The following is a 23,283-nucleotide window of genomic DNA, read 5'->3' as shown; positions in this document are numbered from 1 at the left end:
GGCGCGGGCGGGCGGGGACACGGGCGGCCTACAGGGAGCGGCCGAAGCCGATCGTCGGGACCGCGCGCCGCAGCGGCCAGGCCCGGCCGCCGCCCGCGGGCAGCAGGTCCTCCAGGAAGGCGTACCGCCGCAGGGCCACCGGGTCCTGCTCGTCGAACTCGCCGACGCGCCGCCACCACGCCGCCACCTCGGCCCACCCGGGCGCCGACAGGGACCCGCCGAACTCCTGCACCGAAAGCGCCGCCGTGAGCCCGGCGAAGGCCAGCCGGTCGGCGAGCGGCCACCCGGCCAGCGTGCCGGTGACGAAGCCCGCCACGAACACGTCGCCGGCCCCCGTGGGGTCGAGGGCCTCCACCTCGATGGCGGGCACGGACGCGGTCTCGCCGGTGCGCCCGTCGACCGCGTACGCCCCCTCGGCGCCGAGGGTGACCACGGCGAGCGGCACGTGCTCGGCGAGGGCGTGCGCGGCGGCGCGGGGGCAGGTGGTGCCCGTGTACCGCATGGCCTCCTGGGCGTTCGGCAGGAACGCCTCGCAGTGCGCGAGGTCGGGCAGCGCGGCCAGGTCCCAGGCGCCGGTGTCGTCCCAGCCGACGTCGGCGAAGATCCGGGTGCCGCGCCGGGCCGCGGCGGCGATCCAGGGCGCCCGCACCCCGGGCACCAGGGACGCGACGGCGGCCCGCGCCCGCGGCGGGCACTTCGGGGCGCCGCCGTCCGGCGACTCCGCGTCGGGCGGCGGCTCGTGGCCGTGGCTGACCATGGTCCGCTCGCCCTCGTACGCCATCGAGACCGTCACCGGCGAGTGCCAGCCGGGCACGGTCCGTGACGACGACAGGTCGATGCCCTCGCCGCGCTCCAGGGCGTCCCAGCAGTACTCCCCGTAGTGGTCGTCGCCGAAGGCGGCGGCCAGGGAGGTGCGCAGGCCGAGCCGGGCGAGGGCGCTCGCCATGTTGGCGACGCCGCCGGGGCTCGACCCCATGCCGCGCGCCCACGACTCGGTGCCGCGCACGGGCGCGGAGTCGAGACCGGTGAAGATGATGTCGAGGAACACGGTCCCCGTCAGGTACACGTCGCAGGGCGGATCGCCCGCCCTGCGCGCCGACTTGAGGGGATCGACGACGGTCTCCGCAGCCGCGGCGGGTGTCTTCTGCGAGACGCCAGGTGGTACAGCGGGTGGTACGGCCATGAGGGCAACGTAACCCAGGCCTGTGACAACGCGCCGTCGCACGCCGCCGGGACGGCCGGGTCGCCGTCAGTCGAACGTGTGGGCCTCGACCTCCGCGAGGTACCGCGCGCGCAGCGCCTCCTCCTCGGGGCCGCCGTCGAGGAAGGCGGCCTCGAAGGAGTTGCGGGCCAGCTCGCGCAGCCCCTCCTGGCCGATGCCCAGGGCCTCGTGGACGGCGTGGAAGGTGTCGTCCACGTAGCCGCCGAAGTAGGCGGGGTCGTCGGAGTTGACGGTGCACAGCAGCCCGGCCGCCATCATGCGCGGCAGCGGGTGCTCCTCCAGGATGTCGACGGCCCGCAGCCGCACGTTGGACAGCGGGCACAGCGTCAGCGGCACCCGCTCCCGCACCAGGCGCTCCACCAGGTCCGGGTCCTCCATGCAGCGAAGGCCGTGGTCGATGCGCTCCACGCCGAGCACGTCCAGGGCCTCGCGCACGTACGCGGCCGGGCCCTCCTCCCCCGCGTGCGCGACCTTGCGCAGGCCGAGCGCGCCCGCGGCCTCGTACACGGCGGCGAACTTGCTCGGCGGGTGGCCGACCTCGGCGGAGTCCAGGCCCACGCCGGTGATGCGGTGCAGATGGGGCTTGGCCTCCTCCAGGGTCGCGAGGGCCGAATCGGCGGACTGGTCGCGCAGGAAGCACATGATGAGGCGGGTGGTGACGCCGTGCCGCTCCTCGCTGCGGTCGAGCGCGCGGCCGAGGCCCTCGACGACCGTGGCGAAGGGGATGCCGCGCGCGGTGTGCGCCTGCGGGTCGAAGAAGATCTCGGCGTGCCGCACGCCCTGCCTGGCCGCCCGCGCGAGGTAGGCGTCCGCGAGTTCCTCGAAGTCGGCCTCGGTGCGCAGGACGGCCATCAGGCCGTAGTACAGGTCGAGGAAGGACTGGAGGTCGTCGAAGAGGTAGGCCTTGCGGAGCTCTTCGGTGTCGGCGTACGGCAGCGTGACGCCGTTGCGTTCGGCGAGCGCGAAGGCGAGTTCGGGTTCGAGGGTGCCCTCGATGTGCAGGTGCAGTTCGGCCTTGGGGAGGGGCATGGCGGTGCTTTTCTCTCGGGCGGTTCGGGTGACTCAGGTGGCTCAGGTGGCTCGGGGGGTCCGCGGGCGCGGGTCGCGGCTCAGGGGCTGCGCTTGGGCAGCGGCACCCGCATCAGGTCCCGCGCGACCGTCAGCTCGCCTTCGAACCCGGCGGCGCGCGCCTGCTGTTCGAAGAGCGCGGGGTCGGGGTAGCGCTGACTGAAGTGGGTGAGGACGAGGTGGCGGACCCCGGCGTCCCGGGCCACCCCGGCGGCCTGACCCGCGGTCAGATGGCCGTGGTCGGAGGCGAGCCGGTGGTCCTCGTCGAGGAACGTCGACTCGATGACGAGCATGTCGCAGCCGTCGGCGAGGGCGTGCACGCCCTCGCACAGCCGGGTGTCCATCACGAAGGCGAACCGCTGGCCGCGGCGCACCTCGCTGACCTCTTCGAGCGTCACACCGCGCAGACTGCCCTCGCGCTGCAGCACGCCGATGTCGGGGCCCTTGATGCCGCGTCCGGCGAGCAGCGCGGGCAGGATGCGGCGCCCGTCGGGCTCGACGATCCGGTAGCCGTACGCCTCCACGGGGTGGGAGAGCTTCGCGGTCTCCAGGCGGTACGAGGGGGTGGTCGCGACGACGCCGTCGGCGGCGACCGGCGCCTCGGTGAGCGCGACCGTCTCGCGGTACGCGGTCGAGTACCGAAGGCGGTCGAAGAAGTGCTGGCCGGACGCCGGGTAGTGGGCGGTCACGGGGTGCGGGACGCGGTCCAGGTTGATGCGCTGGATGACGCCCGCGAGGCCGAGGCTGTGGTCGCCGTGGAAGTGCGTGACGCAGAGGCGGTTCAGGTCGTGCGCGGCGACGGAGGCACGCAGCATCTGGCGCTGCGTGCCCTCGCCGGGGTCGAAGAGGATGCCCTCGCCGTCCCAGAGCAGGACGTAGCCGTTGTGATTGCGCTGGCGGGTCGGTACCTGGCTCGCGGTGCCGAGGACCACCAATTCACGTGCGGACAAAGGAGGGTGTCCCAGCTGTTCGGGGTGGGCGCGTGTTCAGGGGTGAGCGCGGAGGGCCGGGCTCGCGTCGGCTAGCCGGGCGGCCACTGCAGGCCGCGGCCGCCGAGGACGTGGGCGTGCGCGTGGAAGACCGTCTGCCCGGCGCCGGCGCCGGTGTTGAAGACGATGCGGTAGCTCTCGGACTTCTCGTCGGCGGCGACCTCACCGGCCTCGCGCAGCACGTCACCGGCGATGCGCGGCTCGGCGGCGGCGAGCGAGGCGGCGTCCGGGTAGTGCACCTTGGGGATGACCAGGACGTGCGTGGGGGCCTGCGGGTTGATGTCGCGGAAGGCGACGGTCGTCTCGGTCTCCCGTACGACGGTCGCCGGCACCTCACCCGCGACGATCTTGCAGAACAGGCAGTCGGCCTGCGGTTCTCCCGCCATGGGGACACCCTCCCGGGTCACTGGGTTCGCTTGGGTCGCATGGTATCGGGGTGGGGGGAGACGGGGTCGGGGTGAGGGGGGTTGGGGGGGTGGCCGCAGGGCGCCCGGAAGTCCGGGCGAGACGGGTGGGCGGGTGGGAAACCCCGGCAGGGGGCCCGGCCGGGAGTGCAGCCGGGGCCGGCCCAAGGGCACGAGGCCCCTGGGCCGCAGGGGCGACCGTCAGGCCGACGGCACCCCGGGCAAGGCGGGCGGCGCCTTGGCCGGGCTCTCGTCCAGTGCCGCCAGCGCGACGCGTACCGCCTCGTCGAGCTGCGGGTCCCGCCCGGCGGCGTAGTCCTCGGGCGTGACCACGACCTCGACGTCCGGGTCGACGCCGTAGTTCTCGACGCCCCACCCGTACCCCTCCAGCCAGAAGGCGTACTTGGGCTGCGTCACGAGCGTGCCGTCGACGAGGTGGTACCGGCTGTCTATGCCGACGACGCCGCCCCACGTGCGCGTACCGACGACGGGACCGATGCCGAGGGCCTTGATCGCGGCGTTCACGATGTCGCCGTCGGAGCCGGAGAACTCGTTGGCGACGGCGACGACGGGCCCGCGCGGCGCGTCCCCGGGGTAGCTGAGCGGCCCCGAGCCGCGCGGCAGGTCCCAGCCGACGATGCGGCGCGCCAGCTTCTCCACGACGAGCTGCGAGGTGTGCCCGCCGCGGTTCTCGCGCACGTCCACGACCAGGCCCTCGCGGGCAACCTCGATCCTGAGGTCCCGGTGGATCTGCGCCCAGCCGGGTGCCTGCATGTCGGGCACGTGCAGATAGCCGAGCCGGCCGCCGGAGCGCTCGTGGACGTAGGCCCGCCGGTCGGCGACCCACGCGTGGTAGCGCAGCGGCTCCTCGTCGTCGACGGGGACGACGACGGCGTGCCGGGGGTCGCCGCCGCCCGCGGGCGACACGGTCAGCTCGACGGCCTTGCCCGCGGTGCCGACGAGCAGCGGCCCCGGCCCGGTCACCGGGTCGACGGGCCGCCCCCCGACGGCGAGGATCGCGTCGCCCGCGCGCACCGCGACGCCGGGCGCGGCCAGCGGCGAGCGCGCGTGCGGGTCGGACGTCTCGGACGGAAGGACGCGGTCGACCCGCCACGCCCCGTCCTCGCCCCGCGACAGGTCGACGCCGAGCAGCCCCTGCCGGGCGCCGCCGCCCCAGCCGCCGCGCGGCGTGACGTAGGCGTGCGAGGTGCCCAGTTCGCCCTGCACCTCCCAGAGCAGGTCCACGAGGTCGTCGTGGGTGGCGACGCGGGCGAGGACGGGGCGGTAGCGCTCCAGGACGCCGTCCCAGTCGACGCCGCCCATGTCGGGCCGCCAGAAGTTGTCCCGCATGAGGCGCCCCGCCTCGTCGTACATCTGCCGCCACTCCGCGGCCGGGTCGATGTACTGGCGTACGCGGCCGAGGTCGACGGTGATGTTCGTGTCGCTGTCCTCGTCGCCGGACGCCCGCCGGTCGCTGGGCACGACCTTCAGCTTGCCGTCGGCCCACAGCAGCACCCGCTTGCCGTCGCCGGTGACCGCGAAGTGCTCGGCGACACCGGCGAGTTCCTCCACGCGGTGCTGGGCGAGGTCGTAGCGCTCAAGCTCGGAGCTGGGGTCGGGGTCGGTCGGCGTGGCGCGGGACGCCCCGAGCACGCCGTGCACGGGGTGGCGCAGCCACAGCAGGCCGTCCTTGGCGGCGCGCAGCGTGGAGTAGCGGGCGGCCTCCACGGGGAACGGCACGACGCGCTCGGCGAGCCCGTCGAGGTCGACGCGGGTCGCGGGCGTGCCCTCGCTGTCGGGCGTCTCGGCGCCCGGCGCGTCCGGGCTGTCGAAGGCCCGGCCGTGCCGCTGCGGTCCGAACGGCGAGGGCGTCGTGGCCGCGAGGGTGATCAGGTGCGGCCGGGCGCCGCCGACGAACGCGAGGTCGAAGACGTGGTCGTCGTAGACGGGGTCGAAGGACCGCGCGGACAGGAACGCGAGGTGCTTGCCGTCGAGGGTGAACGCCGGGCTGTAGTCCCGGAACCTGAGCTGGGTGGCCTCCGACACCGACAGGTCGGCGGTGTTGGCGAGTTTGAGCTGGCGCAGCGGCCGCGGCCCGGGGTGCGACCAGGCGAGCCACGCGGAGTCGGGCGAGAAGACGAGCCCGGTGGCCTCGCCGTGCTCGGCGCGGTCCACCTCGCGCACCTCGCCGCTCTCGCGCTCCACGAAAAGGACCCGGCCGTCGTGCGCGGCGACGGCCGCCCGGCTGCCGTCGGGCGCCATGGCGAGCGCGAGGACCCGGCCGAGCTGTCCGGCGGCGAGCCGCCGCGGCGTCGCCCCTGGTGTGAGGCCGGTGGCGGGCGCGAACTCCAGGGCGTCGTCGCCCTCGGCGTCCGTCACCCACACGACGTGCTCCTCGCCGTCGACGCGGAACGTGCGCGGCAGGCGTGCCCGCACCCCCGGTTCGGCGGCGAGCGCACGGGCGGGCCCCTCGCGGTGCGTGACCCAGTGCACGGCGCCGCGCACGGCGACCGCGCTGCCGCGCCCGGTGTGGTCGGGCGCGGCGGCCCCGAACCAGCGGGCGGCGCTCACCGGATGCGGCTGGAGGTCGGTGCGCTGCCCGCCGAGTACGACGTCGAGGCGGCGCGGTTCGGCGTCCGTGAGGTCGGAGAGGTCGTCGAGGAGCCAGAGTTCACCGGCGGCGGTGTACGTGACGCGGGTGCCGTCGGTCGCGGCGTGCCGGGCGTAGAAACTGTCGACGGGCGTGTGCCTGCGCAGGTCGGTGCCGTCGGGCAGCGACGAGTACAGGGCGCCGACGCCTTCGTGGTCGCTGAGGAAGGCGACGCGGTCGCCGACCCACAGCGGGTACTCGATGTTCCCGTCGAGGTCGGCGTGCAGCCGGGCGAAGCGGGGCTCGGGCCCGTCCTCGTCGGCGCTCCGCCGGATCCACAGCTTGCCCGCCGTGCCGCCCCGGTACCGCTTCCACCAGGCGGCCTCGCGCCCCATCGGCGCGGACAGCAGCAGCACTTGGCTCCCGGGGCCGTGCGCGACGTCCCCGACGAGGCCGTACGGCAACGTTTCGGCGGGCCCCCCGTCGAGCGGCACCGCGCGCGCCCGGGTGCGGCGCAGCGAGGCCTCGCCGTGCGTGCTGACGGCGAGGACCCGCCCGTCGGCGGTCCAGCCGCGCACGGACGTCTTCGCGCTGCCCCAGTACGTCAGGCGCCGGGTGGGGCCGCCGGCCACGGGCGCGACGTGCACCTCGGGGGCGCCGTCGCGGGTGGACGTCCACGCGACGGTGGTGCCGTCCGGGGAGATCCGTGGCTGGGTCACGGGTACGTTGTCGGCGCTGACCCGCCAGGCGCGGCCGCCGTCGAGGGGGGCGAGCCAGACGTCGTCCTCTGCGGTGAAGGCGATCAACTCGCCGCGCAGGTGCGGAAACCGGAGGTAGGCAGGCTGAGTCACACCGTCAGCCTAAGCAGGCGCCGCGCGGGGCGGGGGCGTTTTGGATCACTTGCCCGGTTCCTCGTCGGGCTGTTCGGTCACGGTGACGGTGGCGGTGGGCCCGGGATCGGGCTTCTCGTGCCCGGCGTTGTCGTCGTTGTTGTTCCCGTCGTTCCCGTTGTCGCCGTTGTTCCCGTCGTTCCCGTCGTTCCCGTCGTGACTGTTGCCGTTCCCGTTGCCGTTGTTGCTGTCGTCGTTGCCGCTGTCGTCGTTGTCGTCATCGTCGGGCGTGTGGTCGCAGTTGCCCAGGGCGTCGACGCGGAACCACTCCTCGCGGCCGACCTTCGCGGTCAGACGGCCGCGTACGCAGGCGCCGTTGCGGACCTCCGTCACCCGGCCCTTGATGGTGATGACCTTGTCGTCGTCGGACTGGCCCCGGCAGTCCACCTCGGCGTCCCGCTGCTTGTCGGAGTCCGACGCCTTCCTCGGCTTGCCGATGAAGGAGGCCGTGCAGGTCAGCCAGTCCACGTCGGCGTGCTGCCGCTCCAGCTCCCGCGTGCCCATCTTGTCGGTGGTGATCGCGACGGCGGACGTGCTCATGTTGCCCTCGACGGGGTCGCACGCGGCGACTCCCGCACCGGCGGCCACGGCGGCCGTCACGGCGACGAGGACGCGCCGTGGTCGCCGCGCCCACCGGGAACGCGGTAACGGTGATCGCGGTGTTCGCCTCAATGCCCCCATGAGCGGCAGGGTGCCACCGCGGACGGCACGGCGGTAGACCGCTTGCGGCCAACTGTCCAGTAACCGCCCCTGTCCACAAGCTACTTCGGGGCGGCCTCCGCGGCTTCCCGGCCCTTACGGGTCCGCTCAGGCGCGGTCCGTGCGCAGCAGCAGCCACTCCTGGAGCTCCACCAGGTTCCCCTCGGGATCCTTGAGATGGGCCACCCGCATCCGGTCCGTCATGGGCGCGGGCCCGTGCGTCAGCTCGGCGCCGCGCCCGGTGATCCGCTCGCAGTACGCGTCCAGGTCGTCGACGCGCAGCACCACCAGGGAGCGGTGCCCCGTCGCCGACTCGGCCAGCTCGCCGAGGAGTTCGGCCATCACCGTCCGGTCCTGCAGGGCGATGCCCGCGGAGCCCGTCGTGGGGCTGAACTTCTCGTACGGTCCGCTCGTGGCGCCCGACTGGGGCTTCAGGCCGAGCACATCGGCGTAGAAGCGGTAGCAGGCGGGGAAGTCGGTGACGAGCAGGCGTACCTGGGCGAGTTCCACGGGGCTGCCTTTCGGGCGGCGGTCAGGACCAGCGTCCGGTCCGGCCGAGGAGGAGGGCCGTCGCCGCGGTGCCCGCGGTCGACGTGCGCAACACGCTACGCCCGAGCCGGTAGGGCTTGGCACCCGCCTGCGCGAACGCCGCCAGCTCGTCCGGGGAGACGCCGCCCTCGGGGCCGACGACGAGCACGATGCGGCCGGTCGTGGGCAGGGCGGCGGTGGCCAGCGGTTCGCTGCCCTCCTCGTGCAGGACCGCGGCGAGGTCCGCGTCCGCGAGGAGCGCCGTGACCTGCTTGGTCGTGGCGAGCTCCGCGACCTCGGGGAAGCGCACGCGGCGCGACTGCTTGCCCGCCTCGCGTGCCGTCGCCCGCCACTTGCCGAGCGCCTTCTGGCCGCGCTCGCCCTTCCACTGCGTGATGCAGCGGGACGCGGCCCAGGGCACGACGGCGTCCACGCCGGTCTCCGTCATGGTCTCCACGGCCAGCTCGCCCCGGTCGCCCTTGGGCAGCGCCTGCACGACGGTGATCCGGGGCGTCTGCGCGGCCTCCTCGCGTACGCCGTCGGCGTCCAGGGACACCGTCAGGCGGTCCTTGCCCTCGGTGTCCGCGACGACGCCGTGCGCCCAGCGTCCGGCGCCGTCGGTGAGGACGACGTCCTCGCCCGCGTGCAGCCGCTTCACGGACACCGCGTGCCGCCCCTCGGGGCCTTCCAGGACGTACGCGCCGCCCGGGGCCGCGCCCCGGAAGTCCTCGACGACGAAGACCGGCGCCGTCACACCGCACCCCGCGCGGCGAACGTGGCCTTCGCCTCTTCGAGTTCGGCGACCAGGACCTCCATCAGCTCGGCCGCGGGCAGCGCCCGCGCCAGGCGGTGGCCCTGGCCCGCCCACAGCGCCATGGCCTGCGGGTCACCGGCCTTCGCCGCGGCCTTGCGGAGCCCGGCCGTCAGATAGTGCACCTGCGGGTACGCGGCCGGGGCGTACGGGCCGTGCTCGCGCATGAAGCGGTTGACCAGGCCGCGCGCGGGGCGGCCCGAGAACGCGCGGGTCAGCTCGGTGTGCCCGAACAGCGGGTTCGTCATGGCCTGCTTGTGCAGCGGCTGCGCGCCCGACTCGGGCGTCACCAGGAACGCCGTGCCGAGCTGGGCGAAGTCCGCGCCCGCGGCGAGGACCGCGGCGATCTGGCCGCCGCGCATCAGGCCGCCCGCGGCGATCACGGGCAGCTGCACCGTCTCCCTGACCTGCGCGATCAGGCTGAGCAGGCCGATGCCGGAGCCGTCCGCCTCCGGGTTGTCGCGGTGCGTGCCCTGGTGGCCGCCCGCCTCGATGCCCTGGACGCAGACGGCGTCGGCGGCCGCCCGCTGGGCCGCGCGGGCCTCCTCGGGCGTGGTGACGGTGACGACCGTGCGGGTGCCGACGCGGTCGAAGGCCTGGACGACCTCCCGGGTCGGGCAGCCGAACGTGAACGACACCAGCGGCACCGGGTCGTCGAGCAGGATCGCGAGCTTCGCGTCGTAGCCGTCGTCGCGCTTGCCGTCGGTGTCGCCGAGCTGCGTCTCGTACCAGGTGGCCTCGCCCGCGAGCTGATTGCGGTACACCTCGACGGCCGCGGGGTCGGAGTACTCCGGCTGCGGCATGAACAGGTTCACCCCGAACGGCCGCGCCGTCAGGCTCCTGACCTGCTTGATCTCCTGGTACATCCCGTCGGCGGTTTTGTACCCGGCGGCCAGGCAGCCGAGCCCCCCGGCCTCGGCGACAGCCGCCACCAGCTGCGGGGTCGAGCCACCGCCCGCCATCGGGGCCTGCACGATCGGATAGCGACAGAGATCGGTGAACGCGGAGGACATACCGGCATCGTGCCACGTCTGGCGGGGGCGCCTTGTCCGGGGTCCTTCGGCTTTCCCGCCGTGGGGGCTTTCCTGCCCCGCCGCTCCGCGGCGGACACCGCCCACCCACCCACCCGTGACTGGAACATCACCGCGCCGCCGCCATGGCCACCTGCACCACTCACGCTACGGCCGGCCGAGCCGCCCGGGCTCCCGCACCAGGGCCGGGGAAGGGCCCGGCCGGGAGCCGGGCAAGGCCAAGGACTGCCCCACCCCTGTGGGCAGCTGGGCCGCCCAGAGGGCGGAACGGGTGGGCACAGCCCAGGACGGCGGCGCCATGACGACAAGGGAAGGAAGTGGAACGGCCCCCGGCCGACGGGATGGCACGAACGGAGGTGCCCCGGCCGAGCCCCGGGCGCCGTCACCGCGCGGGTTGACCACGCAGAACGGCCCGGGGTGAGCGTAGATTCCACGCTCACCCCGGGCCGGTCAAGGCGCTAGCGCCCGTTGAACGCGTCCTTCAGGCGAGAGAACAGGCCCTGCTGCCCGGGCTGGAACTGCCCGGTGGGCCGCTCCTCGCCGCGCAGCTGCGCGAGCTCCCGCAGCAACCGCTCCTGCTCGGGGTCGAGCTTGGACGGCGTGAGGACCTCGACGTGCACGATGAGGTCGCCGCGCCCGCCGCCGCGCAGGTGGGTGACGCCCCGCCCGTGCAGGGGGATCGACTGGCCGGACTGCGTGCCGGGCCGGATGTCGACCTCCTCCATGCCGTCCAGCGTCTCGAGCGGCACCTTCGTGCCGAGCGCCGCCGCCGTCATCGGCAGCGTGACGGTGCAGTGCAGATCGTCCCCGCGCCGCTGGAAGACGGCGTGGGGCAGCTCGTGGATCTCGACGTAGAGGTCACCGGCGGGGCCGCCGCCGGGGCCGACCTCGCCCTCGCCCGCGAGCTGGATCCGGGTGCCGTTGTCGACACCGGCCGGGATCTTCACGGTGAGCGTGCGCCGGGACCGGATCCGCCCGTCGCCCGCGCACTCGGGGCACGGCGTCGGCACGACGGTCCCGAAGCCCTGGCACTGCGGGCAGGGCCGCGAGGTCATGACCTGGCCGAGGAAGGACCGCGTGACCTGGGACACCTCACCGCGACCGCGGCACATGTCACAGGTCTGCGCGGAGGTGCCGGGCGCGGCACCTTCCCCGGAACACGTCGTACAGACGACGGCCGTGTCGACCTGGATGTCCTTCGTGGTGCCGAAGGCCGCCTCTTCGAGGTCGATCTCCAGACGGATCATGGCGTCCTGCCCGCGCCGGGTGCGCGAACGCGGCCCGCGCTGCGACGCCGTACCGAAGAACGCGTCCATGATGTCGGAGAAGTTGCCGAAGCCACCCGCTCCGAAGCCGCCCGCGCCACCGGCGCCGCCGGCCTGGGACAGCGGGTCGCCGCCGAGGTCGTAGACCTGCTTCTTCTGCGGGTCCGACAACACCTCGTACGCGGCGTTGATCTCCTTGAAGCGCTCTTGCGTCTTCGGGTCAGGGTTGACGTCCGGGTGCAGCTCGCGAGCGAGCCGCCGGAAGGCCTTCTTGATGTCGTCCTGGGAAGCGTCGCGGCGCACGCCTAGTACGGCGTAGTAGTCCGTGGCCACTTACGACTCCGCCAGGATCTGTCCGACGTAACGTGCCACTGCGCGTACTGCTCCCATCGTTCCCGGATAGTCCATGCGGGTCGGTCCGACCACGCCCAGCTTGGCCACTGCCTCGCTCCCCGAACCGTAGCCGACGGAGACCACCGACGTGGAGCTGAGCCCCTCGTGGGCGTTCTCGTGCCCGATCTTGACGGTCATGCCCGAATCCGTCGCCTCACCAAGCAACTTGAGGAGGACGACCTGCTCCTCAAGGGCCTCGAGGACCGGCCTGATGGTGAGGGGAAAGTCATGTCCGAAGCGGGTGAGATTGGCGGTGCCGCCGATCATCAGCCGCTCCTCGGTCTCCTCCACCAGCGTTTCGAGGAGGGTGGAAAGGACCGTCGTCACCGTCCCCCGGTCGTCCTTGTCGAAGGACTCGGCCAGGTCCTGCACCAGCTGCGGCACGTCCGAGAAGCGGCGGCCCGCGACCCGGCTGTTGAGCCGCGCCCGCAGATCCGCGAGCGACGTCTCGCCGAACGGAGCCGGGCAGTCGATCATGCGCTGCTCGACGCGCCCGGTGTCGGTGATGAGGACCAGCATCAGGCGGGCCGGGGCCAGCGAGAGCAGTTCCACGTGCCGCACCGTGGAGCGGGTCAGCGACGGATACTGCACCACCGCGACCTGCCGGGTCAGCTGCGCGAGCAGCCGCACCGTGCGCCCGACGACGTCGTCCAGGTCGACCGCGCCGTCCAGGAAGTTGTGGATCGCGCGCCGCTCTGGAGCCGTCATCGGCTTGACGCCCGCGAGCCGGTCCACGAACAGGCGGTACCCCTTGTCGGTCGGGATCCGCCCGGCGCTGGTGTGCGGCTGGGCGATGAACCCTTCCTCCTCGAGCGCGGCCATGTCGTTGCGGACCGTCGCCGGGGAGACGCCGAGGTGGTGGCGTTCGGTGAGCGCCTTGGAGCCGACCGGCTCCTCCGTGCCCACGTAGTCGTGGACGATGGCGCGCAGCACTTCCAGCCTGCGTTCACTGAGCATCGCGCACCTCCAGCTGCCGTCCCTCGCCCCGAGCCCCCGGTGGTGGCCCCTCGCCCTGGCACTCACCCCGGGCGAGTGCCAGCCTTCACCGAGTCAGTGTACGGCCGGTGGGTACAGGCCCGGCAAGGGCCGACCCCGTTGTCATGCCGACGGGTGCCGCCCATGTCCTGCCTTGTCACGCCGACGGACACCCCGGCCACCTACCCCGCCGCTCCGGAGGCCGCCCCCGTCCTGCCCCCGCGCCCCGTCGGCGCTAGCGTCACCCCATGGACACGACCACGCCCTCCCCCGCCTCCGCCCCGGCCTGGGAGGAGGCGGGCTGGGAACGGCTCGCCGCGCGCGTGGGGCGGTGCAGGCTGCCCGTGTGGGACTGCACGGCCGGGCTCGTCGTCGGCACCGGCGCCGCCCTCATGATCGAGGCCGGGTCCAGCCTGCGCGAGGGCTCCCGGCTGCGCGCCGACGCCCGGCGGCTGCTCGGCGACGGCCGGCGCGTGACGCATCTCGCGCTCACCCACCCGCACTTCGACCACGTCCTCGGCGCGGCGGCGTTCGCGGGCGTCGAGGTGTTCGGCGCCGTCGGCCTCGACACCGTCCTCGACCACGACCGCGAGGGGCTGCGCGCCGACGCCGTCGCCCAGGGCCTCGACCCGGCCGCCGCCGCCGAGGCCGCCGACCTCCTGGTCCAGCCCCGCCACCTGGTGTGCGGGGAGTGGACCCTCGACCTCGGCGGCCTCCAGGTGCTGCTCGCCAACGTCGGCCCCGGGCACTCCGGCCACGACCTCGCCGTCCTCGTGCCGGGCGGCCCCGGCGAGCCCGAGGTCGTCTTCTGCGGCGACCTGGTCGAGGAGTCCGGCGAGCCGCAGGCCGGCCCGGACGCGGCGCCCCGGCACTGGCCCGCCGCCCTCGACCGGCTCCTCGACCTGGGCGGCGAGGACGCGGTGTACGTGCCCGGGCACGGGGCCGTCGTGGACGCCGCCTTCGTACGCCGCCAACGCGACGAGCTTGCCCGGCGGTTCGGTGTCGCCTGACGGCATGCCATAACGTCTGGCCCATGCGCAGCTACCACCCGGACCTGACCCCGCCCTGGAAGAAGCCGGCCGCCGTCCCCGAGGTGCCCGCCGAGGCCGACCTGGTCGTGGAGGAGGTCACCACGGGCTTCTGCGGCGCGGTGATCCGCTGCGAGAAGACCGCCGAGGGGCCGACGGTGACCCTGGAGGACCGCTTCGGCAAGCACCGCGTGTTCCCGATGGCACCGCGCGGCTTCCTCCTGGAGGGCCGGGTCGTCACCCTGGTCCGCCCGACGGCCGCCGCCGCACCCCGCAAGCCCGCACGCACCGCCTCCGGTTCGCTGGCCGTGCCGGGCGCGCGGGCGCGCGTGGCCCGCGCCGGGCGCATCTACGTCGAGGGGCGGCACGACGCCGAGCTCGTCGAGAAGGTCTGGGGCGACGACCTGCGCATCGAGGGCGTCGTCGTCGAGTACCTGGAAGGCATCGACGACCTACCCGCGATCGTCGACGAGTTCGCCCCCGACGCGGACGCCCGCCTCGGCATCCTCGTCGACCACCTGGTCCCCGGCTCCAAGGAGTCCCGCATCGCCGCGGCCGTGAGCAGCGACCACGCCCTGATCGTCGGCCACCCCTACATCGACGTGTGGGAGGCCGTGAAGCCGTCGTCGGTGGGCATCAGGGCCTGGCCCCGCGTCCCCCACGGCCAGGACTGGAAGAAGGGCGTGTGCCGCGCCCTGGGCTGGCCGGACAACACGGGCGCGGCGTGGCAGCACATCCTGGGCAGGGTCCACACGTACAAGGACCTGGAACCGGCGCTGCTGGGAAGGGTCGAGGAACTGATCGACTTCGTGACGGCGCCATAGGCTTCCCCCGCCGCCGCCCCCGCCCTCCCTCGCTGTGGGCAGCTGGTCCGCCCAGAGGGCGGAACGGGTGGGCACAGTTCAGGACGGCGGTGCCATGACATCGAGGGAAGGGCACCCCCAGGGACAGCACAGCTCAGTCGACCAGATCCCGCACGACGGCGTCAGCCAACAGCCGCCCCCGCAGGGTGAGCACGGCCCGCCCCTCCGCATAGGGCCCGGCCTCAAGCAGCCCCTCAGCCAGCGCACGCGCGGCCGCGGCAAGCCCGGCCTCCTTCAGGAGCGTCAAAGGGCACCCTTCACGCAGCCGCAGCTCAAGCAGCACCCGCTCGACCCGCCGATCCTCATCGGCAAGCACCTCCCGCCCGGCCCCGGGCGACTTCCCCCCGGCCAGCGCTGCGGCGTACGCGCCGGGATGCTTCACGTTCCACCACCGCACACCCCCCACATGGCTGTGGGCCCCAGGACCGGCCCCCCACCAGTCGGCGCCCCGCCAGTACAACTCGTTGTGCAGGCACCGCCCGGCCTCGGAGGTGGCCCAGTTCGACACCTCGTACCAGTCGAACCCGGCGCCCCCGAGAACCTCGTCCGCGATCAGGTACCGGTCCGCGTGCACGTCGTCGTCGGTCATCGGCACCTCCCCGCGCCGGATCCGCCGGGCGAGCTGTGTGCCCTCCTCGACGATCAGCGCGTACGCCGAGACATGGTCGGGCCCGGCGCCGATGGCGGCGTCGAGGGAGGCCCGCCAGTCGTCGTCGGTCTCCCCGGGCGTGCCGTAGATGAGATCGAGGTTGACGTGCTCGAAGCCCGCGGCGCGCGCCTCGGCGACGCAGGCCTCGGGCCGCCCGGGCGTGTGCGTGCGGTCGAGGACCTTCAGGACGTGCTGCTTGGCGCTCTGCATGCCGAAGGAGATCCGGTTGAAGCCGCCCTCGCGCAGGGCGCTCAGATAGGCGGGGTCGACGGACTCCGGGTTGGCCTCCGTGGTGATCTCCGCGTCGTCGGCGAGGCCGAACTCGTCGCGTACGGCGGCGAGCATCCGTACGAGATCGTCGGCGGCGAGCAGCGTGGGCGTACCGCCGCCGACGAACACGGTCCGCACGGGGCGCGGGTCGTCGCCGAGGACCTTGCGGGCGAGGCGGACCTCGTCGATCAGGGTGTCGGCGTAGTTGTCGCGGGAGGCGAGGACGCCGCCGCTGCCGCGCAGCTCGGTGGCGGTGTAGGTGTTGAAGTCGCAGTAGCCGCAGCGGGTCGCGCAGTACGGCACGTGCAGGTAGAACCCGAGGGGCCGCTCACCCGCTCCGATCAGGGCGGAGGCGGGCAGCGCCCCGTCCTCGGGCATGGGCTCACCATCGGGCAGAACGGAAGGCATGTCTGCCATTGTCCCGGACGCGCCGAGGTTTTCCGGCCGGGCGGATCCAGCCCCTCCGGCGTTTGAGGAGCGGGGGTCTGGGGGCAGCGCCCCCAGTTTCGGTGAAGGGGCGGGCCTGGGGCGCCCCGCGCAGGCACCCCGCGCCTCACTCCGCCTTGAGCACCAGCAACGCCAGATCGTCGTCCGGCGGCCGCTGCGAGAACTCGTGGACGAGCCGCCGGATCCGCTCGGCGACGAGCCCCGCGTCGAGGCCCGCGCAGCCCGCGAGGGCCTTGGCGAGCCCGTCGCCGTCGTCGAAGAGGTGCAGCCCGGAGCGCCGCTCCGTGACCCCGTCGGTGACGCACAGCAGCGTGTCGCCGGTGCGCAGCTCGAAGGTGGTGCTGGTGTACGTCTCGTCGTCGACGACACCGAGCAGCATCTGCGGCGCCGCGACGGGCCGCACCTGCCCGTCGGCCCCGAGCACCAGCGGCAGCGGATGCCCGGCGCACGCCACGGTGCACCGCACGCCGTCCGCGTGGGGCACCAGCTCGCCGTAGAGGAGGGACAGGAAGCGGGAGGTGGGGCCGTCGGTGGGCTCGTCCTGGCCACCGGCGAGGGCGAGGACGGCAGCGGCGGCGTCGGCGGCCTCCGTGGCGTCGTCGAGGAGGAGCTGGTTGAGGCGGTCGAGGACCTCGGCCACCTGGTAGCCCTCGCGGGCGAGCAGCCGCAGCCAGGGCCGGGCGAGCCCGATGACGACGGCCGCCTCGGGCCCCTTGCCCTGGACGTCGCCGAGGGCGAAGCACCAGCGGCCGCGCCCGGCGGGGAACACGTCGTAGAAGTCGCCGCCGGGCCCGCCCTGCTCCCGGGGCTCGTACACGATGCTGCTCTCCACGCCGGGGATGTCCGCGACGGCGCTGGGCAGCAGGCCGCGCTGGAGGACCTGGCTGATGGTGGCCTGGCGCTGGTAGCGGCGGGCGGCGCTGATGGCGAGGGCGACGCGGCGGCTGAAGTCCTCGACGAGCCCGGTGGCCTCGTCGGGGAAGCGCGCGAGGCCGGCCCGTCCGATCACCAGGGTGCCGAGCTTCCGCCCGCCCGCCACCAGGCGGTACGCGAGCGCCGCACCGCCCGATTCGCCGCCGCCCAGGGCGTCCCCGGGCCACAGCACGGCCACCGCGCCGGAGCCCACTGCCTCGGTCAGCCGCGGCGGCTCCTTCTCCAGGAGCCTCCGCAGCTCCTCTATGCGCTGTTCGCTGGTGTGCCAGACGCGCGCGAGGCGGGTGCCGGGGGCGCGCCCGTCGAGGGTGCGCCCGGGGCCCTCGGCCTCGTCGTCGAGCCAGACCGCGCACCAGTCCGCGAGGCGCGGGACGAGCAGCTGCCCGGCGAGGGCCGCGACCAGGTTCTCGTCGAACTGTCCGGCGAGCAGGTCGGAGGCCTCGGCGAGGAAGGTGAGGGCGCCGCGGTTGATCCACTCGGTGTCGTGGCCGGCTCTTCTGGGGAGCGGCGCGAGGATCTCGGCGGCGCGCAGTCCACGCTGCAGGACCTGGTCACCGGCGTACGTCTCGATCTCCGGGACGAGCGGGATCCCCTCCACGGGCACGACGGGCACGACGGGCACGACGGGCAGCCGGGCCCAGACGGTCTTGGTGCCGGAGCGGTAGGTGATGCCCCAGGACTCGGAGAGGGTGGCGACGAGTTGCAGTCCGCGGCCGTACTCGGGGGTGCCGGGCTGCGGGGAGCGGGGCTCGCTGCGCACGGCGCGCGCGGGGTGGTGGTCGGACACCTCGACGACCAGGGCGTCGGTGCTCTCGCCGGGGGTGCCCTCGTCGAAGCGGCACAGGACGTCGACGGCGGTGCCCGCGTGCACGACGGCGTTCGTCACCAACTCGCTGACCAGCAGCACCGAGTCGTCGGCGAGCCGCTCGGTGATGCCGGTCGCCGCGGGCGTCCCGAACTCGGTCCAGTCGGCGAGCGCCGCCCGGACGAACCGGCGGGCCGCGGCGGGCGCCAGCGGGTTTCCGGGCAGGGACGTGCGCACCACGGCCAGTGGCCCGGGGCGCGCCGCGGGCTGGGCGGAAGCACGAAAAGTAGTCTCCCGTTGCATCGGAATGGCCCCCACAGTGCGGCTCCTGAGCAGTTCGGACGAATACGCCTCAGGCGACACGGACAGAGTGACAGACTGACTGGGCCCATAAGCACCGAGTTACCGAAGTGGGCCACCATGAGTGAGAACAGTGCTACGCCCGCGCTCGGACGCGGTCAGATTCCGTCATCCGCCGATACGGGCAGTCCTGCGCGGATTTCGGCCCCGGGTGCCGCGGCGGCCCCCGACCCAGCGCCCCCACCGGCCGTCGTGGATCCGGGTGGCCGATTCCGGCCCCGGGCGGCGGCGGTGGCGTCCGGCGAGAACCGGCCAGCCGACGCGGGCGGCACCGGCCGCGGCCCGGCACCCTCGCACCCGACGCTCCCTGACCCTCTGTCACCGTCAACTGTTGCTGCCGCACCGTCAACTGTCGCTGCCGCACCGGGATCTGACGCCTCAAAAGGTTCTGGATCGGCTCCCCCGGGCACCCCGCGCGCGTCCGCTTCACCGGCGCTCGACGCCTTACTCACGCCCCCGGTGCCGCAGTGCGCTCACTCGGTTTGCCCGGCCGAACAGCGCTCCGGACGCTCGGTCCGCGCCAAGATCCCGTCGCCGCCCCGGGAGCCCTCCGCGCCTCGGGAGCCCGCCCGGTCCGGGGCGGGGTCCGCGTCCGGGGCGGGGTCCATTTCCGGGGCGGCGTCCGGGCCCATTTCCGGGGCGGCGTCCGGGTCGGCGTCCGAGTCGGCGTCCGGAGAGCCGCCCCCGGCCCCCGCAAGGAGGTCACCCAAACGCCCGCCCAAGTCCACCCGCACGCCGGACCAGGACCCCCGCTCCGACCCGGACACCGCCCTCGGCGACCCGTCGGGCGAGTCCGCCGCCGATCTGCGCGTCCTGCTCGCCGCCATGCGGGCCGCCCGCGACGGCAACTTCACCAAGGCCCCGCACACCAGCTCGGGCCTGGTCGCCGAGCTGGTCACGGTCTTCAACGAACTGGTGGACCGCTCCACCCACTTCGACGCCGAACTCCTGCGCGTACGACGGGAGATGGTCCGGCACGGCCGCCTCGACACCCGGTTCACGGCGAGCCCGGGGCAGGGCAGCTGGGCCACCCGGATCATCGAGGTGAACTCGCTCCTGGACTCCCTGGTCGCGCCCGCCACGAACGCGACCCGGGTCCTGAACGCCGTCGCGGGCGGCGACCTCACCCAGCGCGTCGACCTGCACGACGGGTCCCGCGAGCTGCGCGGCGACCTGCGGCGCCTCGGTCGCGCCGTCAACACGATGGTCGACCAGCTGTCACTCTTCACGGGCGAAGTGACGCGGGTGGCCCGCGAGGTCGGCACCGAGGGGCGGCTCGGCGGGCGCGCCAAGGTCCGCGGCCTGTCCGGGAGCTGGCGCGACGTGACGGAGGCCGTCAACACGATGGCGTCCCGCCTCACCGCCCAGGTGCGCGACATCGCCCTGGTCACCACCGCTGTGGCGCAGGGCGACCTGACGCGCACGGTCACCGTCGAGGCCACCGGTGAGCTGCTCGAACTGAAGCTCACCGTGAACACGATGGTCGAACAGCTCTCCGCGTTCGCGGCAGAGGTGACGCGTGTCGCCCGCGAGGTGGGCACGGAGGGGCGGCTCGGCGGGCGGGCGCAGGCCCGGGGCGTGTCGGGGGTGTGGAAGGACCTCACCGACAACGTCAACTTCATGGCGTCGAACCTCACCTCCCAGGTCCGCAACATCGCCCAGGTCACCACCGCCGTCGCCAACGGCGACCTGAGCCAGAAGATCACCGTGGACGCGCGCGGCGAGATCCTGGAGCTCAAGGACACCGTCAACACGATGGTCGACCAGCTCTCCGCCTTCGCCGACGAGGTCACCCGCGTCGCCCGCGAGGTCGGCACTGAGGGCAACCTCGGCGGCCGCGCCCACGTGCGCGGGGTGTCGGGCGTGTGGAAGGACCTCACGGACAACGTCAACTTCATGGCGGACAACCTCACTTCGCAGGTCCGCAACATCGCCCTGGTGTCGACGGCCGTCGCCCAGGGCGACCTGTCGAAGAAGATCACCGTGGAGGCCAAGGGCGAGATCCTGGAGCTGAAGTCGACGATCAACACGATGGTCGACCAGCTCTCCGCCTTCGCCGACGAGGTCACCCGCGTCGCCCGCGAGGTCGGCACCGAGGGCAACCTCGGCGGTCAGGCGCAGGTGCGGGGCGTCAGCGGCGTCTGGAAGGAGCTGACGGACAACGTCAACTTCATGGCGTCGAACCTCACCTCCCAGGTCCGCAACATCGCCCAGGTCACCACCGCCGTCGCCAACGGCGACCTGTCCAAGATGATCACGGTGACGGCGCGCGGCGAGATCCTGGAGCTGAAGGACACCGTCAACACGATGGTGGAGCAGCTGCGCGCCTTCGCCGCCGAGGTGACCCGCGTGGCCCGCGAGGTCGGCACCGACGGCCGCCTCGGCGGCCGCGCCCAGGTCCTCGGCGTGTCGGGCGTGTGGAAGGACCTCACCGACAACGTCAACTACATGGCGGACAACCTCACCGGGCAGGTCCGCAACATCGCGCAGGTCGCGACCGCCGTCGCCCAGGGCGACCTGTCGAAGAAGATCGACGTGGACGCGCGCGGCGAGATCCTGGAGCTGAAGACCACCATCAACACGATGGTGGACACCCTGTCGTCCTTCTCGTCCGAGGTGACCCGCGTCGCCCGCGAGGTCGGCTCCGAGGGGCAGCTCGGCGGCCAGGCCCGCGTCGAGGGCGTGTACGGCACCTGGAAGCGCCTGACCACGAACGTGAACGAGCTGGCGCTCAACCTGACCACCCAGGTCCGCGCCATCGCCGAGGTCGCGTCCGCCGTGGCGCAGGGCGACATGTCCCGCTCCATCACCGTCGAACCCCGGGGCGAGGTCGCCGAGCTGAAGGACAACATCAACCTGATGGTGTCCAACCTCCGCGAGACCACCCGCGCCAAGGACTGGCTGGAGTCCAACCTCGCCCGCCTCGCCGGCCTGATGCAGGGCCACCGGGACCTGATGGAGGTCGCCGACCTGATCCTGCGCGAGCTGACACCCCTGGTGAACGCCGGGTACGGCGCGTTCTTCCTGGCCGACCCGGATGCCGACGGCACCGTGCCGCTACAGGCCTCGCCCGCCAAGGGCCTCGCCTTCATCGCCGGTTACGGCTCCGCGCAGGGCAGCGCCACCGAGGAGGAGGGCTTCCTCGTCGACACCGGCGGCATGCCCGCGCACGGCCTGGTGCGCCAGGCCGCCCTGGAGAAGAAGCGCATCCTCCTCGACGAGGTCCCGCCCGACTACATCAAGATCCACTCGGGGCTCGGGGACGCCTCACCGGCCAGCGTCGTCATCATCCCGATCCTCTTCGAGGACAAGCTGCTCGGCGTCATCGAGCTGGCCACGTTCTCCCGCTTCTCCGACGTCCACCTGGCGTTCTTCGACCAGTTCGTGAACACCATCGGCGTCGCCATCAACACCATCATCGCCAACTCCCGCACCGAGTCGCTGCTCAGCGAGTCCCAGCGGCTCGCCACCCAGCTCCAGGAGCGCTCCGACGAACTCCAGCGCCAGCAGGCCGAGCTGCGCCGTTCCAACGCCGAGCTGGAGGAGAAGGCGGCCCTGCTCGCCACGTCCTCGCAGTACAAGTCGGAGTTCCTCGCGAACATGTCGCACGAGCTGCGCACCCCGCTGAACTCCCTGCTGATCCTCGCCCGGCTGCTCTCCGACAACCCCGACAGCCATCTCTCCGACCAGGAGGTGCAGTTCGCGACCACCATCCACCGCTCAGGATCCGACCTGCTCCAGCTCATCAACGACATCCTCGACCTGTCGAAGATCGAGGCGGGCCGCATGGACGTACGCCCCAAGAAGCTCCCGCTGATCAAGGTCCTGGACTATGTGCACGCCACGTTCCGGCCGCTCACCCTCGACCGGGGCCTCGCCTTCGACGTGACGGTCGGGCACGACGTGCCGCGGGAGATGTTCTCCGACGAGCAGCGGCTCCAGCAGATCCTGCGCAACCTCCTGTCGAACGCGGTCAAGTTCACCGCGAACGGCCGCGTCGAGCTGCGCGTGCAGCACGTCACGCACTCCCCCGACCCGCTTCTGAGCGACCGCGGCGACCTGATCAGCTTCTCCGTCCAGGACACCGGCATCGGCATCCCGCCCGAACAACTCCCGGTGATCTTCGAGGCGTTCCAGCAGGTCGACGGCACCACCAACCGCAAGTACGGCGGCACAGGACTCGGCCTGTCCATCAGCCGCGAGATCGCCGGTCTGCTCGGCGGCCGCATCACCGCCGAGAGCAGGCCCGGCGAGGGCTCCACCTTCACGCTGTACGTGCCCGTGGTGCACCCCGGCCACGGCGCGGCGGCCGCGGCGTACGCCTCCGCGCGCACCACGCCCGCCCCGCTCCCGCACGACGAGACCGCCTCGACCGCCCCGACCACGCACACCCTGCCGGAGACCGACGAGAACTGGCCGGCGCCGACCAAACTGGAGGTGTGGAAGGAGGGGCGCGCGGGCCGGATACTGCCGGGCCGCCGGGTGCTCATCGTCGACGACGACATCCGCAACGTCTTCGCCCTGACCCATGTCCTCAGCCGCGTGGGCCTGGTCGTGCTCTACGCCGAGAACGGCCGCGAGGGCATCGAGACCCTGGAGCGCAACCCCGACACCGACCTGATCCTGATGGACATCATGATGCCGGAGATGGACGGGTACGAGACCATCGCGGCCATCCGCCGCACCCCCCGCTGGACCGGTCTGCCGATCGTCGCCCTCACCGCGAAGGCGATGCCCGGCGACCGCGAGAAGGCCATCTCGCAGGGCGCCACCGACTACGTACCGAAGCCGGTGGACGTGGACCAACTGCTCATGGCCGTGTGCACGCTCCTGGACCCCGAGGGTGCCTCGTTCTACAAGCAGGCCGACGCGGCCCTGGAAGACTCCGCCCCCGAGCCGCCGGCGCCATCCGCGGCCGACCTGGCAGCAGCCGACCGCGTCGGCCCCGTCGATCTCGTCGCCCCCATCGACCAGGTCGACCTCGTTGAACCCACCGAATCCGTTGACTCGGAGCGACCCGGCAGGCAGGGGGAGCCTGCCGCGCCGCCCACGACTGAGTGAGG

At 73.3% G+C, this 23,283-nt stretch carries 16 protein-coding genes; 3 read left to right on the top strand and 13 right to left on the bottom strand.

Annotated elements, in window-relative coordinates; all coding sequences use genetic code 11:
• Positions 1-28: 28 nt before the first annotated feature.
• The 11 genes from AB6L24_RS06810 to hrcA form a co-directional block, all read right to left on the bottom strand.
• On the bottom strand, positions 29-1,183 hold the full coding sequence (locus AB6L24_RS06810; RefSeq protein WP_405653228.1) for a carbohydrate kinase family protein: 1,155 nt from the start codon (positions 1,181-1,183) through the stop codon (positions 29-31).
• 66 nt (positions 1,184-1,249) lie between these two features.
• Positions 1,250-2,251, bottom strand: coding sequence for an adenosine deaminase (locus tag AB6L24_RS06805; RefSeq protein WP_405653225.1), 1,002 nt, complete (start codon positions 2,249-2,251; stop codon positions 1,250-1,252).
• Positions 2,252-2,331: 80 nt separating this feature from the next.
• A complete protein-coding gene (locus AB6L24_RS06800) occupies positions 2,332-3,240 on the bottom strand; it encodes a ribonuclease Z (protein WP_405653222.1) in 909 nt (302 codons plus the stop codon).
• Positions 3,241-3,311: 71 nt separating this feature from the next.
• Positions 3,312-3,665 (bottom strand): histidine triad nucleotide-binding protein, encoded by a 354-nt coding sequence (locus AB6L24_RS06795; protein WP_405653219.1) that lies wholly within the window; start codon positions 3,663-3,665, stop codon positions 3,312-3,314.
• 219 nt (positions 3,666-3,884) lie between these two features.
• Positions 3,885-7,124, bottom strand: coding sequence for a S41 family peptidase (locus AB6L24_RS06790; protein ID WP_405653216.1), 3,240 nt, complete (start codon positions 7,122-7,124; stop codon positions 3,885-3,887).
• 45 nt (positions 7,125-7,169) lie between these two features.
• Complete coding sequence (locus AB6L24_RS06785; protein WP_405653213.1) at positions 7,170-7,763, bottom strand: hypothetical protein; 594 nt, start codon at positions 7,761-7,763, stop codon at positions 7,170-7,172.
• A gap of 207 nt (positions 7,764-7,970) precedes the next feature.
• On the bottom strand, positions 7,971-8,372 hold the full coding sequence (locus AB6L24_RS06780; protein WP_405653211.1) for a VOC family protein: 402 nt from the start codon (positions 8,370-8,372) through the stop codon (positions 7,971-7,973).
• A 22-nt stretch (positions 8,373-8,394) separates the two neighbouring features.
• Complete coding sequence (locus AB6L24_RS06775) at positions 8,395-9,144, bottom strand: 16S rRNA (uracil(1498)-N(3))-methyltransferase (RefSeq protein ID WP_405653208.1); 750 nt, start codon at positions 9,142-9,144, stop codon at positions 8,395-8,397.
• Positions 9,141-10,214, bottom strand: a complete 1,074-nt coding sequence (locus tag AB6L24_RS06770) for a nitronate monooxygenase (RefSeq protein WP_405653205.1) — start codon at positions 10,212-10,214, stop codon at positions 9,141-9,143. Before AB6L24_RS06770 ends, AB6L24_RS06775 begins: the two co-directional genes overlap by 4 nt.
• A 476-nt stretch (positions 10,215-10,690) precedes the next feature.
• Entirely contained in the window at positions 10,691-11,830 is a 1,140-nt protein-coding gene (gene dnaJ, locus AB6L24_RS06765) for a molecular chaperone DnaJ (RefSeq protein WP_030357717.1), read from the bottom strand.
• Positions 11,831-12,847 (bottom strand): heat-inducible transcriptional repressor HrcA, encoded by a 1,017-nt coding sequence (gene hrcA / locus AB6L24_RS06760; RefSeq protein ID WP_405653202.1) that lies wholly within the window; start codon positions 12,845-12,847, stop codon positions 11,831-11,833.
• A gap of 266 nt (positions 12,848-13,113) precedes the next feature.
• Here hrcA and AB6L24_RS06755 point away from each other — a divergent pair, with 266 nt between their 5' ends.
• Positions 13,114-13,875, top strand: a complete 762-nt coding sequence (locus AB6L24_RS06755) for an MBL fold metallo-hydrolase (protein WP_405653199.1) — start codon at positions 13,114-13,116, stop codon at positions 13,873-13,875.
• Positions 13,876-13,898: 23 nt separating this feature from the next.
• On the top strand, positions 13,899-14,717 hold the full coding sequence (locus tag AB6L24_RS06750; protein WP_405653196.1) for a DUF3097 domain-containing protein: 819 nt from the start codon (positions 13,899-13,901) through the stop codon (positions 14,715-14,717).
• Positions 14,718-14,850: 133 nt separating this feature from the next.
• Here AB6L24_RS06750 and hemW read toward each other — a convergent pair whose 3' ends face one another.
• Both hemW and AB6L24_RS06740 read right to left on the bottom strand, forming a co-directional pair.
• Complete coding sequence (gene hemW / locus AB6L24_RS06745) at positions 14,851-16,083, bottom strand: radical SAM family heme chaperone HemW (RefSeq protein ID WP_405653193.1); 1,233 nt, start codon at positions 16,081-16,083, stop codon at positions 14,851-14,853.
• 145 nt (positions 16,084-16,228) lie between these two features.
• Complete coding sequence (locus tag AB6L24_RS06740) at positions 16,229-18,163, bottom strand: SpoIIE family protein phosphatase (protein ID WP_405653190.1); 1,935 nt, start codon at positions 18,161-18,163, stop codon at positions 16,229-16,231.
• An 882-nt stretch (positions 18,164-19,045) separates the two neighbouring features.
• Between AB6L24_RS06740 and AB6L24_RS06735 the strand changes: the two genes are divergently transcribed.
• The gene (locus AB6L24_RS06735; protein WP_405657061.1) at positions 19,046-23,281 is read left to right on the top strand and encodes a HAMP domain-containing protein; all 4,236 of its coding nucleotides are present in this window, start codon (positions 19,046-19,048) and stop codon (positions 23,279-23,281) included.
• The last annotated feature ends 2 nt before the right edge of the window (positions 23,282-23,283 follow it).

The organism is Streptomyces sp. RK9 (genome assembly GCF_045070545.1).
GTDB classification, from domain to species: Bacteria; Actinomycetota; Actinomycetes; order Streptomycetales; family Streptomycetaceae; genus Streptomyces; species Streptomyces alboflavus.
The sequence above is the reverse complement of the archived record's forward strand: the minus strand, read 5'-3'. Positions and strand labels throughout refer to the sequence as shown.